This window comes from Deltaproteobacteria bacterium, from assembly GCA_016709225.1.
In the GTDB taxonomy this organism is placed as follows: Bacteria; Myxococcota_A; Polyangia; order Nannocystales; family Nannocystaceae; genus Xiheibacterium; species Xiheibacterium phototrophicum.
Genome location: JADJEE010000012.1, coordinates 3175421 through 3190389 on the forward strand (window position 1 = coordinate 3175421; position 14969 = coordinate 3190389).

Consider the following 14969-nt stretch of genomic DNA (forward strand, 5'->3'; position numbering starts at 1 on the left):
ACACGTGATTGCCACGCGGCGAGTTCGTCGCCGGCGTTGCTGTCGCGCGCGATCGCATGTTATATCCAGCACCGTCCCCGCGACCGAAATCTCCTGTAAGTCTCGAAGGATAGCGCCCAGATGGAACTCACTCAGCGGATCAAGCAACGCCTTCGAGAAGTCGACGACTGGACCGGCATCATCGACGAGCTCGAGGCCGAAGCCTCGGCTGCGGGCGACAAGGCCGCGCAGTCGCGTGCGCTTCGATCTCGCGCGCGCGTGCGAGGATCTGTTCCTCGATCGCGCGCGAGCGATGACCTGCTACCAGCAGGCGTTCAAGCAGGATCAGGCCAACCTCTCCGCGCTCGAGCACGCGCGTCGGATCTACCAGGACATGGCGCACCTCGAGATGGTGACGCGCCTGATGGGTCTCGAGCTGCAGCGCAACACCGACGCTGCGAAGCGCCCCGCGCTCGACTACGCGTACGGCACCGCGCAGCTCAACCAGCGCAACATCGACGCCGCGCGCAAGCACCTCTTGCTCGCCCGTGACGCCGAGCCGAGCAACGAGGTCTACGCCGATCGTTTCCAGGAGACGATCTACGACAGCAACAACTGGCAGCTGTCGTTCGACACCGCGTGGGCACAGCTGCGTGCGATGACCGGCACCGAGGATCCGCTCGCCGCCGACGTCGTCAACCGCGGTCACCTGCTGAGCGCGGCGTACCTGCGTGCGGGCCGAATCCTGCAGCAGGAGGCGCCCGACGACGCTCGTCTGCTGCCATGCGTGTTCAAGTCGCTCGATGCCGATCCGAGCAACGACGAGGCCGCCTTCCTCGCCGAGACGCTGCTTGCTGCCACCGGCAACCTCCAGCACGTGCAGAAGCTGCAGGATCGCCGCGTCTCGCACTGCACGACGCCCCACGACCGTCTGCGCGCGTTGCTGTCCGCCGCCAACGTGTGGCAGGTGCGGCTCAACAAGCCGGAGATGGCGTCGTACTTCTACCATCAGGCGCTCGAGCTCGCGGTCAGCCAGGGTGAGTTCGACGTCGGCTTCGGCGACGAGTGGCACCTCGCGGCCTTCCGTCAGCTCGTGCAGACCGCGGATGCCTCGGGCAACGCCGACGCCCTCGTGCCGCTCGCCGAGCGTGCGATCGCGGTGCTCGATGACGTCGATGCCGCGATCCTGGCGCTGTCCGCCGGTGAGCTGGCGTGGAAGAAGTTCAAGGACGTCGACACCGCGCGTCACTTCTTCGCGCGCGCGGCCCGTCACGCACCGGAGCACCCCTCGGTCGTCGAGTTCCGCAAGGCCGAGGGCCTCGAGGACACCTCGGGCACGCGACAGGTGCCGATGGCACCGAGCTCCGACGGCCGGACCACGCAGCTGCCGGCGGTCGATGTCACCGAGACGCCGACGACCAAGTTGCCCGCAGCCGACGACGACACCTCGCCCGACGCCGCGACGCGACAGCTGCCGCGCATCGGCACCGCGGAGTTCGAGCAGCCGCGCGCCGCCGCGCCGGAGGCCGATGCGGCCGTCGACGAGGTCGAGGTCGCTGCCGAGCCCGAGCCCGAGCCGACCCCCGAGCGCGAGCCCGAGATCACGCCGCCGTCGGAGCCCGAGCCCGCGCCCGAGCCCGCGCCGCTGCCGGTCACCGATCCCGAGCCCGCGCCGCTGCCGGAGCCGGTCGCGGCGACCCCGACCAAGACACCGACCCGCAACATCCCCGCGGCCGAGCCGGAGATCACGGCCGAGGCCGGCGAGCTCGAGGGCGAGTCGTTCACCGCCGAGCAGATGGCGCTGCTGCAGAAGGCCCAGCAGGCCGAGTCGTCGGGCAACAAGAAGGCGCTCGACTTCTGGCGCGAGGCCGTGTCGGCGATGCCCGACAAGCAGTTCCCGCGCACTCGACTCAAGGCGATCTACGCCGACCAGAACAAGTGGAGCAACGTCGCCGACCTGCTCAAGGACCAGCTCAAGCACGTCGCCGACAGCGACATCGAGGCGCGCGAGCGCGTGCACTGGGAGCTGATCGAGGTCTATCGCGATCAGCTGCGTCAGCCGGGCCTGGTCGTGACCACGCTGTCGGCGCTCGAGAAGGTGCTCGAGGACGCCGGCCGCACCACCGAGCTGCTGCGCGTGATCGAGGCCCAACAGGACCAGTACGAGCAGATGAAGCGGTGGCCGGACCTCATCGGTCGCATCCGTCGCCGCGCCGAGCTGTCACCCGACCCCGAGCAGCAGAAGGCGCTGCACCTGCAGGCCGGCAACTTGTTCCTCGACAAGTTCAACAACCAGGCCGAGGCCATCAAGAGCTACGAGGCCGTGCTCGAGATCGACGCCTACGAGCCGACCGCGATCGCCAAGCTGAAGGACCTCTACGGTCGCCGTCGCGATTGGGAGCGCATGATCGCCGTCCAGCAGAAGGAGCTGATGCTGGTCGCCGATCCCGAGGAGCGCAAGGCGCAGCTGCTGGAGATCGCCCGTACCGCGGGTCAGAAGATCAAGAAGCCGTCGCTGTCGATCGAGCTGTGGACGCAGCTGCTCGAGCTCGACGCCGACAACGTCGAGGCACTGCAGGCGCTCGAGGCACTGCAGGAGAAGGAGAAGGCCTGGCCGGAGCTCGCGGGTACGCTCGAGAAGCTGTGCCAGGTCACCACCGACGCCAACGCGCTCGGCGGCTACCTCGTGAAGCTCGGCCTGCTGTACAGCGACAAGCTGGAGGACAGCGCGGCGGCGATCCGCACCTGGGAGAAGCTCTACGAGATCGATCCCGAGAACCGTCGCGCGCAGGACGCCCTGAAGAAGCTCTACCTGCAGGAGGGCCAGATGGACGCCCTCGAGCAGTTCTACGCCAAGCAGGACAAGTGGGGCGAGTTCGTCCGCGTGCTCGAGCGCGAGTCGGAGTCGGCCACCGGCGCGCAGAAGACCGCGCTGCTGCTCAAGATCGGTGACCTCTATCGCGACAAGCTGGGCAAGTCCGACCGCGCGATGCGATCGCTCGAGAAGGCGCTGTCCGAGGATCCCGAGAACCTCACCGTCGCCGAGAAGCTGATCGAGCTCTACGAAGAAGCCAACGACGAGCGCAACATCTCGGGTCCGCTCGAGATCAAGCTCGCGCACAGCGAGGACGACGGCGAGCGTCAGGTCCTGCTGCGTCGCCTCGGTGATCTCGCCGAGCGCGTGCTGGTGGAGCCGGCCAAGGCGTTCGGATACTACCGACGCGCCTTCGACGAGGACCACACCGGCGCGGACGTGCGCGGTCACATGGCTCGCCTGGCGCCCACCACCGGCAGCTGGGGAGAGCTCGCGCAGTCGCTGCAGGCGGCGATCGACAAGTTCGGTGCCACCACCGAGAGCCTGCCGCTGCGCCTCGAGCTCGCGGAGGTGCAGGAGCGCAAGCTCGTCGACCTCGACGTCGCGCTCAAGATCAACCAAGCGATCCTCGAGATCGATCCAGAGCAGGCGGTCGCGCTCGAGTCGCTCGAGCGCTTGTTCCTCGCGCTCGGCCGCGAGGAGGACCTGCTGGCGGTGCTCGGCACCAAGCTGTCGCTGGCGCACGACGACGACGAGCGTCGCGCGACCCAGACCCGCATCGGCAGCATCCACGAGCAGCTCGGGCACCACGACGACGCGATCGCGGCCTACCAGGCGGTGCTCGCCAGCGGCGTCGAGGACCCGACCGTGCTCGCGTCGCTCGATCGCATCTACCTCTCGCTCGATCGCCACGCCGAGCTGGCGGACATCCTCGCCCGCGAGCTCGCCGTGAAGGACGAGGGCGACATCGCGGCGCGCTGCACCCTGCTGCAGCGCCTCGGCGAGCTGCAGGCCGACAAGCTCGGCAACGATCGCGAGGCCATCGCGCTGTTCAAGCAGGCGCTGGAGCTGGACGCCGCGTTCGAGCCCGCACGCGCGCGTCTCGAACGGTGGTTGTCGGACGACAACCATCGGGTCGAGGTCGCCGGCATCCTCCTGCCAGTCTACGAGGCCAACGAGGCCTGGCCGCAGGTGGTTCGCTGCCTGGAGATCCAGGCCGGGCCGCACGCGAGCGTGGCGGAGCGCGTGGCGCTGCTGCTGCGCATCGGCTCGATCCACGCGCTGCGCATGGGCGACGCGAACGCGGCCTTCGACGACTACAGCCGCGCCTTCCGCGAGGACCCGCTGTCGAGCACGGCGCAGGCCGAGCTCGAGAACATCGCCACCATCGATGCCCGCTGGGAAGACATTGCAACCCTCTACGAGGAAGCGGTCACCAAGGACCTGCCGAGCACGCAGCTGCGCGCGTTGCTGACCAAGCTGGCCGAGCTCTACGACGGGCAGCTCAACGATCCCGCCAAGGCGATCCACTGCTACCAGCGCTCGACCGACATCGACCCCGAGGACGCCAGCGCGCTGGATGCCCTCGAGACGCTCTATACCCGCGACCAGAAGTGGGCCGAGCTGCTCGATGTCTACCGCCGCAAGGTCGAGCTCGAGAACGACCCGGCCGTGCGCGAGGGTCTGCGCTTCAAGATCGCCTCGCTGCAGGAGGACATGCTCGCGAGCCCGGACGACGCGATCACGACCTACACCGAGATCCTCGCCGACGACGATCTCAACCTGCGCGCGATCGCAGCGCTCGATCGCCTGTACCAGTCGCGCCAGAAGTGGCCCGAGCTGGCCGAGAACCTCGCACGTCAGCTGGCCCTGGTCGGCGATCCCGAGCAGCAGGTCGAGCTGAGCCTGCGCCTGGGCGGTGTGCGGCTGCGCCAGCTGGGCCAGACCGCGCTCGCGGTCGAGACCTACAGCAAGGTGCTCGAGATCGATCCGCACAACGAGTCGGCCCTCGACGCGCTCGAGGGCCTGCTCGAGGAGCCCGACCACCAGCTGGCGGTCGCGCGCATCCTCGAGCCGGTCTACCGCAGCAGCAACGACTGGCCGCATCTCGTGCAGAGCTACGAGATCATGGTCAAGCACTCGCTCGACCCCGCCGAGAAGATCCGACTGCTTCACCAGATCGGTGAGCTGTACGAGATCGGCGGCGACGAGCCCGCCAAGGCCTTCGACGCCTACGGCCGTGCGCTACGCGAAGATCCGGGCAACCTCGACACCCAGGACAAGCTCGAGGGCCTGTCGCGGCAGATGGGCTCGTACGCCGAGCTCGTGAAGCTCTACGAGGAGGTGGTCGAAGACGTCGTCGACGACCAGCTCCGCATCGCGCTGCACACCAAGGTCGCCAACGTCTACGAGACCGCGATCGACGATCCCGCCAAGGCCGCGGCCGCCTACGAGCGCACGCTCGCGGTCGATCCCGGCAACTTCGCCGCCGTCGACGCGCTCATCGAGGTCCACCGCCGCACCGACAACTTCGCCGAGCTGGTCTCGGCGGTGGTGCGCAAGGCGGAGATGATCGAGAACCCCGACGATCAGAAGAAGCTGCTGCTCTACGCAGCGACCATCCGCGAGAGCGTGATGGAGGACGCCGAGGGGGCCATCAAGCTCTACCAGCAGGTGTTGGCCATCGACGACGCCGATCGCACCGCGCTCGACGCCCTGGTCAAGCTCTACATCCAGCTCGAGCGCTGGGAGCAGCTGAAGGACGTCTACCAGCGGCTGTCGGAGCTCGCGACCGATCCCGACGATCGGCGCCAGGCGTTGTACGTGCTCGGTCAGGTCTACGATTCCGAGCTGCACGACGTGCCGCGGGCGATCGACACCTACCAGGCGGTGCTCGACCTCGACCCCAGCGACGGTCAGGCCATCGCTGCGCTCGATCGACTCTACGGCCAGGCCGAGCGCTGGCTCGACCAGCTGCAGATCCTCGAGCGGGCGGTCGATGCCGCCGAGACCCCTGACGAGCAGACCGCCTACCGCTTCCGCATCGGTGGGCTGTGGGAGAGCCAGCTCGGCGACATGGTGCGCGCCATCGAGTCGTATCGCGAGGTGCTGAGCCACGATCCCGGGCACCTGCCCACGATCGAGGCGCTCGATCGCATCGTCCACGGCGACAACGAGCCGATGGCCGCGGCCCAGGTGCTCGCGCCGCTCTACGAGCAGCTCGCCGAGTGGGAGCACCTCATCGACGTGCAGGAGGTCATGATCGCGCACACCGAGGATCCGGAGACTCGTATCGAGCGCCTCCACCTCGTCGCGCAGATCCACGAGCGCCAGGTCGGTGAGTTCGACAAGGCCTTCGCCGCCTACGCGCGTGCGCTGGCCCTCGATCCCCAGTCGGAGAACACCATCGCCCAGCTCGAGCGCCTCGCCGAGGTGACCAGCGAGTGGGAGAAGTACGCGCAGCTGCTGTCGGAGCAGGCCGCGGCCGTCGCCGACCCGCTGGTGAAGGTCGCGTTGCTGGGGCGCCTCGCGCAGACGCTCGAGCTGCGCCTGGGCAACGTCGATGGCGCCGTCGAGCGCTACCTGCAGATCCTCGCCATCGATCCCGAGCACCGCGAGTCGATCGCGGCGCTCGATCGCATCTTCAGCAACAGCCAGCGCTGGCCCGAGCTGGTCGAGAACCTGCAGCGACAGATCGCCATCACCGGCGACGAGGTCGAGGTGATCGAGCTCTACCTGCGGATGGGGCAGATCTATCACTACAGCCTTGGCGCCTCCGACAAGGCGATCGCGGCCTATCGCGAGATCCTCAACCTCGACCCCGCGCACGGCCCGACCCTCGGTGCGCTCGAGGAGATCTTCGCCGCAGGGCAGCACCAGAGCGAGATCGCCGAGATCCTCGAGCCCATCTACCACTCGGCCGAGCGCTGGGACGCGCTGGTCAAGCTCGGTGAGGTCAAGCTCGGCGCTACGGCGGACACCGCCGACCGCCTGCAGATCATCCAGCAGGTCGCGGAGATCTGCGAGCACCGCCTCGGCGACGCCGGCGAGGCCTACGTGTGGTGGCTGCGCGCGTACATCGACGATCCCACCAACGAGCACGTCTGCGAGGAGATGGAGCGCCTCGCCGAGTTCACGCAGGAGTGGGGCCACATCGTCGACGTCGGCGATCAGATCCTCGAGAGCAGCGAGTCGCCCGAGGTGCGCCTGGCGGTGCTCAGCCGCTCGGCCCGCGTGCTCGACAGCAAGCTCGGCGATGCCGAGCGGGCGATCGCCCACTACCGCGCGGTGCTCGAGCTCGACCCCGAGAACGCCGCCGCGCTGGCGGCACTCGATCGCATCTACGGCCAGACTGGGATGGCGCAGGACCTCGCCGAGGTGCTGCAGCGCCGCATCCACGGCACGATGGACGGGGAGCTGCTGGTCGACTACGAGGTCCGCCTCGCGCAGGTGTTCGAGGGCGACCTCGGCAACACCGAGCAGGCGATCGCGGCCTACAACCGCGCGCTCGGCCACGACGCAGGCAATCAGCTCGCGCTCGGCCGGCTCGAGTATCTCTACCTGTCGCAGTACCGCTGGCAGGAGCTGTACGACAACTATCAGCGCATGGTCGACGTCGCGAACACCGACGACGACATGGCCGATTGCTACCAGCGCATGGCCAAGCTCGCGTCCGACACCCTGTCGCGCGAGTCGGACAGCATCGATCTGTGGAACCGCGTGCTCGAGCTTCGCGGTGACGATCCGCTCGCGCTCGGCGAGCTGGCGGCACTGCACGAGCGCAACGCGCGGTGGGACGACCTCGTCGACGTACTCGAGCGCCAGGTGCTCGTCATCCACGACCCCGAGGTGAAGGTCGCCGCGTACCAGACCCTGGGTCGCGTCTACGGCGAGAAGCTCGATCGCGATCGCAACGCGCTCGAGGCGTGGCTGAACGCCCTCGAGATCGACGATGCCAACCTCGAGACGCTGCAGGCGCTGCATCGCATCTACGAGGGCAACCAAGCCTGGGTCGAGCTGATCGAGATCCTCGAGCGTCTGATCGCGCTCGGGCCCCAGGTCATCGGTTGGGAGCAGCTGCGCGAGCTCTACGCCAAGGTCGGCCGCATCCAGGGCGAGTACCTGATGGCCTCGGAGCCCGCGATCCTCGCGTGGCACAAGGTCCTCGAGTTCGCGCCGGGCGACATGGAGGCGCTGCGCGCCCTCGAGGATCTCTACACGCAGCAGGGCATGTGGCCCGAGGCGATCGAGGTGCTCGAGCGCAAGAGCAAGGTCATCGAGGACCACGACAGCAAGATCGACGTGCTCATGCAGATCGCCCAGATCTGGGAGGAGCGCCTGCAGGACAAGATGCAGGCGACCGGTGCGTACCAGGAGATCCTCGAGCTCGACCCGGCGCACCTCGGGGCATCCGAGGCACTCGAGAACATCTACCGCGAGACCGCCGACTGGGCCTCGCTCGCCGAGCTGCTGATCAACCGCGCGGAGATCATCGAGGATCGTCACACCCGCGTGGAGACGCTGCAGTCGGCTGCCAAGGTGCTCGAGGAGAACCTCGAGGATCCCGACATGGCGTTCGCGACCCTGCAAGCCGCCTTCAACGTCGACTACGCCAACGACCACACGGCGCGCGAGCTCGAGCGGCTCGCGACCCAGGCCGGCAAGTGGGGCGAGCTGCTCGGCGAGTACAACGGGCTCGTGCAACAGATCGAAGACCCCCACGAGCGCTGTGAGCTCATGGTGAAGATCGGTCGCTGGTACGGCGAGCACCTCAACAGCCCGCAGCAAGGCATCGTCGCGCTCGAGCAGGCGCTCGCGCTCAACCCCGAGAGCGTGTCGGCGCTGCGCGAGCTCGCCAGCTTCCACCGTCGCTCCGAGAGCTGGTCGGAGCTGGCGCAGACGCTGGCGCGCATCGTGCCGCTCGAGGCCGAGCCGGCGGCCCAGGCCGAGACCTATCTCGACCTGGCCGAGACCCAGGAGGTGCGGCTCGGTGACGTCGAGGGCGCGGTCGAGAGCTACCGCCGCGTGCTCGAGATCGACAGCGACAGCCCCACCGCGCTCGATGCCCTGTCACGGCTGCACGAGCAGCGGCAGGACTACGGCGAGCTGGTGCTCGCGCTCGAGCGCCGCGCGGCGATCAGCGAGGATCCGGACGAGCGGCTGCGCCTGCGCAAGCACGCCGGCTACGTGCAGGAGGTCAACCTTGCCGATGCCAACGCGGCGATCGAGACCTACCGCGCGATCCTATCGGACGAGCCCGGTGACCTCGACGCACTGCAGTCGCTCGAGCGGCTGTACCTCAACGACGCTCGCGTCCACGAGTACCTCGAGATCCTCGAGGCGCAGCTCGATGTCACGAACGACACCGAGGGGCAGGTCGTCGCCTACGAGAAGATGGCCCACGCGCTGGTCACGATGGCCAACGACCGTGAGCGCGCCGCGGAGATGCTCGAGAAGATCATCATGCTCGACCCGAACCGCGACGTGACCTACCGGCAGCTCGAGGAGCTGTACGCGGGCATGGAGAAGTGGACCGAGCTGGTCGAGACCTACCGCTCCCACGTCAACGCCACCGCCGACGTGCAGGGCAAGGTCGCGCTGCTGACGGCGATGGGCGAGGTCTACGAGAAGCAGGTCGAGGACATCGACCGCGCGATCGAGACCTACGCAGAGATCCTCGAGCTGGACGCGTACAACTTCGACGCGGCCAACACGCTGAGCCGCCTGCAAGAGACCATCGAGGACTGGCCGAACGCGATCCAGACCATGGGCCGCCTCGCCGACCTCACCCGCGAGCCCGCGCAGCGCACCGAGCTGCTCACCCGCATCGCACGGGTGCAGCACCAGAAGCTCGGTGAGTCGGAGCAGGCCGAGTATCGCCTCAGCCAGGCGCTCGAGGTCGATCCCAGCTACGTGCCGGCGTTGATCCTGCTGGCCGAGATCTACAAGCAGCGCGGTGACTGGTTGAAGGCCGCCCGCACGCTCGAGGTCGCCGGCGAGTACTCGCACAACCCGCTCGAGCGGACCAACCTCACCGCCGAGGCCGCGTTCATCAACCACGAGGAGCTCGACCACCGCGAGAAGGCCGTCGAGCTGTTCGCCAAGACGATGGCGCTCGACCCCGAGCACACCAAGGTCGGCAGCGTGCTGGCCGAGATCTACTACGAGGGCGGCCACTTCGCGTACTGCGACCCGATCTACGACATGCTCACGCGCAAGGTCGACGCGCTCGAGCTCGATGACGATCAACAGCGCGAGCTGTTCCTGCGCGCGGCCAAGACCGCACGCACGCTCGGGAACGCCGAGAAGGCGCTGAAGCAGTACAAGCGCGCCTACGACATCGACTCGACCAACCACGAGGTCCTGACCGGCATGGCGGACCTCCTGTTCGAGCGCGAGGACTGGGAGCGCTCGTTCAAGCTGTACCAGACCATCTTGGTGCAGCACCGTGACACGCAGTCGAGCGAAGACACGGTGCGGACGTACCACCGCCTGGGCACCATCAAGAACCGCCAGAGTGAGCCTCGCAAGGCGCTCAACTACTTCGAGAAGGCGCTCGAGGTCGATCCGCACCACCAGCCGACGCTGGAGGCGGTCATCGATCTGCAGGCCGGCAGCAACGACTGGGAGGGTGTCATCCAGGCCAAGCGGGCGATGATCGACATCACGCCCGACGGTGACTCGCAGTTCGCCCTGTGGAAGGACATCGGCGAGCTCTACGCCGGCAAGATCGGCAACAAGGAGAAGGCGGCGGCCGCGTTCCAGAGCGCGCTCGACCTGCGGCCCGACGACTACCCGCTGCTGCACACCCTGCTCGACCTCTACACCGCCGCGCGCAGGTGGAACGAGGCGATCGCGATCATCGATCGCATCGTCGAGATCGAGAAGGACGGCAAGCGTCGCAGCCGCTACCACTACACGGCCGCGGTGCTCCTGCGAGACGAGCTCAACCAGATCGACGACTCGGTCGAGCGCTTCAACCTGGTGCTCGACGACGACCCGGGGATGCTCAAGTCGTTCCAGGCGATCGACACCATCCTCACCAAGGCGAAGGACTGGAAGGCACTCGAGCGGGCGTACCGCAAGATGCTCAAGCGCCTGCCGCAGGAGGGCAACGAGCCGCTCAAGGTCACGCTGTGGAGCAACCTCGCGGAGATCTATCGAACGCGTCTACAGGACTTCAAGTCCTCGGTGGCCGCGTACGAGGTCGCGGCCAAGCTCGATCCGGACAACGTCGACCGCCACAACAAGATGGCGGAGCTGTACGAGCGCCTGATGGAGATCAATCCGCGCGAGTACGTCGATGCGGCGGTGCGCGAGCACCAGGTGCTCATCGCCAACGAGCCGTTCCGGTACGAGAGCTACCACGCGCTGTTCAACATCTACGTGAGCGCGAACGAGACCGACAAGGCCTACTGCGTCGCGACGGTGCTGAGCTTCCTGAAGAAGGCCACCGATCAGGAGCAAGCGTGGGTCGACCGCTACAAGCGCGGCGACTTCGTGATGGCGCGCCAGCGACTCAGCGAGGACACGCTGCGTCGCCACGTGTTCCACCCCGACCAGGATCTGTACCTCACCGGCATCCTCGGCCTCATCGCGCCGGCGGTGGCGGCGTGGCGAGCGGTGCCGCTGCCGGTGACGCTCAGCCCCAACGAGCGCATCGACATCCAGACCGATCCGTCGCTGTTCTCGCGCATGTCCAAGTACGTGAAGGACGTGCTCAACGTGAGCACGCCCGACGTGTACCTGCGCCCCAACGACCCGGGCGATCTCACGCTCATGAACATCAAGCGCGACGAGACGCTGCACCCGTCGTTGGTGGTGTTCCAGAACCTCCTGCGCGGCAAGAACGAGGCGCACCTGGTGTTCGCACTGGGTCGCTACATGATGGATCTGTACCTGCCGCACTACTGCTACATCGCGCTGGAGCGCTCGCCCCAGCACCTGAAGCAGGTGTTCCTGGCGTGCCTGCGACTGGTCGGTATGCCGGTGCAGGGCGACACCGCGGCGCTCGACATCATCGGTCGGGAGATCGGCAGCCGCATGCAGCCGGCGGCGCTCGATCAGCTCCGCAGTCTGATGCAGAAGTTCGTCGACGCCGGCGGCTCGACGGACGTGAAGCGCTGGGCGGCGGCGTCCGAGCTCACCGCGTACCGCGTGGGCCTGCTGCTGTGCCACGACCTGCGCATCGCCGGTCAGATGATCTCGCAGGAGCAGTCGATGCTCGGTAGCGCGATGGGGCCGCGCGACAAGATCAAGGAGCTGGTGCTCTACAGCATCAGCGAGGACTACTTCACCGCGCGCCGAGCCATCGGCGTGACGGTCGGGTAGCCCGCCGCACCGATCGCCCCCGCGTACGAGGGGGCGAGCCCACCGACGAGCCCAGGCGCACGTGCAGCGTGCGGCCTGGGCTTCGTTCATGGTTCCCAGTCGAACTCGATGCCCCAGCCGGGGAAGCCGTGACCGGCACCACCGGCGGTGGCGACCTCGACGATGTCGCCGGCGTGCACGACGTGTCGCTGCCACGCAGCCAGCGGCGTGGAGCTGCCGTCGGGGGCGATGCATGCCGCGTAGGCCGGGCTCGGCGGACCCGCGCGGTCGAGGCCGTGGGGCGGGTTCGAGATGCGGTCGAGCGCCACCAGCACGGCGCCATCGCGGTGGAAGTGGTAGCGCGCGATCTGGCCGTCACCGCCCGCCCGCGCGCCGCCGCCACCACTGTCGGGCCGCGGGTTCACGCGGGCGGTGACGTGCTCGTCGCAACGCAGCATGCGGCGTGGCAGCAGCCACCCCGGCCACCCCGACGCACCGATGCCGTGGACGTCCGCGCCGCGGCCACCGGCGACGACGTCGACGCCCTCACCGTCGTCGAGCACGACGATTGCTCCGAGTGAGCACGAGCCGGCGCGGGAGCGATCGGGCCACGCCAGCGCGAGCGCACCGAGCACGGCGTCGAAGACCCGCGCAATGCCGAACACGCGGGCGATGCCGGCCGCCGGCGTGGTGGTGCCGACCCACGTGCGCGCGTCGAGCTCGAGCTCGATCCACTCGGCGAGGCGAGCATCGGGGGTCGGCAGGCCCAGCGCATCGCCAAACGCGAGCAACACGGCCAGGCGTGCGTCGTCGATGCCGATCGCCGGCGCGCCCTCGCAGACCGGCGAGCTGTCGCGGAGGTCGACGTGCCAACGCGTGCCGACGTCGCGCAGCACCGCCCGCACTGCGTGGCGCCGGCCGCCACGCAGCAGGTCGTCCGAGAACGCCGCCAGCCGCCCGATCGGCGGGTGCGGCAGCGGACCGTGGCCGAGCTCGGGTCGCACCAGTGCATCGAGCACGCACGCGTCGGGATCGTGTCGTCGCACGCTCATCTTCCGTGGACCGTCGCGGCGCCGAGCTCGGGCCGCTGCAAGGGAGGCGCGTTCATCCGGTTCGGCTCTACTGCGGGCGGTGCGGCGGCATCGCCTGGGTCGCGCGCGAGGGCGACGATGCCGACGCCACCGTGCTCTCGAGGATGCCGGTCGCCCGATAGATCTGGATCGCCTTGCTCTTGCCCTTGACCATCACGGGGTCGCGATCCTCGACCGCGACCTGGCCGCGCACGAGATCGTAGGTCGACTGGCTGATGAGCACCTCGCCGGGCCCGGCGGTGCTGCACAGGCGCGAGGCGACGTTCACTGCGTCGCCGATGACGGTGTACTGCAGCGTGCGCGAGGAGCCGATCGCGCCGGCGATGACCGGGCCGGTGTTCACGCCGATGCCGATCTGGATCGGGTCGGCGCCTGTGGCCACACGCATGCGGTTGAACTCCTCGAGCGCACGCTGCATCTCGAGCGCGCAGCGGACCGCGAGTACCGGCGAGTCCGGGCGCTCGACCGGTGCGCCGAACAAACCGATGATCTCGTCGCCGACGTACTTGTCGAGCGTGCCGCCGTTGTTGAACAGCACGTCGACCATGACCTCGAAGTACTCGTTGAGGGTCCGGACCATCTCCTCGGGCGCGTGGCGCTCGCTCATCGAGGTGAAGCCGCGGATGTCGGCGAACAGCATCGTGACGTCGCGCTTCGACCCGGCTTGATCGAGCTGCAGCGCGCCGGCGACGATCTGCTCGACCAGGTTCGGCGACAGCAGGCGCTGGAACTGAGCGCGCGTCTCGGCCTCGCGCTCGATCTTGAGGGCCAGGCGGTTGTTCTCGATCGCGACCGCGGCCTGGGTCGCGATGCCCTGGAACAGCGTGAGGTCCTTCTCGGTGAACGCGCCGGTGTTGAGCATCGAGTCCATGTGCATCGCGCCGACCAGCTTGTCGGCGTGCAGCATCGGCACGCACATGGTCGAGCGGATGCCCTGCATGATGATGCTCTTGGCGGCCTTGAAGCGCTCGTCGACCATCGCGTCGGACGAGAGCACCGCCCGCTTGTTGTTCTTGACCTCTTCGAGGATGCTGCTCGAGAGCGTGATCTTCTCGTCTTCACGCTTCTGCTTGACGTACTGCGGCACCAGCTCGCCGGTCTCCTGATCGACCAGCAGGATGACCGCTCGGTCCGCACGGATGAGCTGGAAGGTCTCCTCGACGATCTTCCGGCACAGCTCGTCGAGGTCGGTGTCGACCGACAGGCGCTGCGACAGCTCGTGGGCGATGCGGAGCTTCTCGTAGTCGGCCCGCAGGGCCTCGACGTTCTCGATCTGCGCGGCGGGCAGGAAGTGGGCGCTGGCGTCGACGCGGCTGCGGACCTGGCTCTGCACCGCGTCGGAGAACAGCGTCATGTGCTTGGGCTGGGCGATCGAAGCGCTGTCCTCCTCGAAGCGCAGCACGGTGTTGCCCAGCGAGATCTCGTCGCCGTTCTGGAGCGTGTGCTCGGTGATCCGCTCGCCGTTGACGAAGCTGCCGTTCAAGCTGCCGACGTCACGCAGCACATAGCGGCCTTGCGGCCCGCGGGTGATGCGGCAGTGCTCCTTCGACACGATGCGGTCGAGCAGCTGCACGGTGTTGTCGGGATGGCGTCCGAGCGTGTTGAAGGCCACGAGCACGTGCTCGCGCTGACCTTCGCCCGTCACCAAGATGAGCCGTGCCTGCATTCCCAGTGCCGACGGCAAGCGTATCAGGTCCGCTGCGCGGCTGCCCGGCCGCCGCGGGCGGGGGCGGGCCCGCGCGCAGGTCCCGAGCCGGCACGAAACGGCGCGCTCG

Annotated in this window: 3 protein-coding genes; 1 reads left to right on the forward strand and 2 read right to left on the reverse strand. The window is 68.2% G+C overall.

What is annotated here, in order from left to right; genetic code table 11:
- The first annotated feature begins 235 nt into the window (after window positions 1-235).
- Window positions 236-12124, forward strand: a complete 11889-nt coding sequence (locus IPH07_38165) for a tetratricopeptide repeat protein (GenBank protein ID MBK6923278.1) — start codon at window positions 236-238, stop codon at window positions 12122-12124.
- Between the two features lie 86 nt (window positions 12125-12210).
- Here IPH07_38165 and IPH07_38170 read toward each other — a convergent pair whose 3' ends face one another.
- Together IPH07_38170 and IPH07_38175 are read right to left on the reverse strand one after the other, a co-directional pair.
- Complete coding sequence (locus IPH07_38170) at window positions 12211-13155, reverse strand: hydantoinase B/oxoprolinase family protein (GenBank protein ID MBK6923279.1); 945 nt, start codon at window positions 13153-13155, stop codon at window positions 12211-12213.
- 67 nt (window positions 13156-13222) lie between these two features.
- Window positions 13223-14860, reverse strand: coding sequence for an FHA domain-containing protein (locus tag IPH07_38175; GenBank protein ID MBK6923280.1), 1638 nt, complete (start codon window positions 14858-14860; stop codon window positions 13223-13225).
- Between the last annotated feature and the right edge of the window lie 109 nt (window positions 14861-14969).

Bases quoted from the DNA above. Each gene is read 5' to 3' on its own strand.
- IPH07_38170 (MBK6923279.1), bottom strand. From the start codon at position 13,155: ATGAGCGTGCGACGACACGATCCCGACGCGTGCGTGCTCGATGCACTG.
- IPH07_38175 (MBK6923280.1), bottom strand. From the start codon at position 14,860: ATGCAGGCACGGCTCATCTTGGTGACGGGCGAAGGTCAGCGCGAGCAC.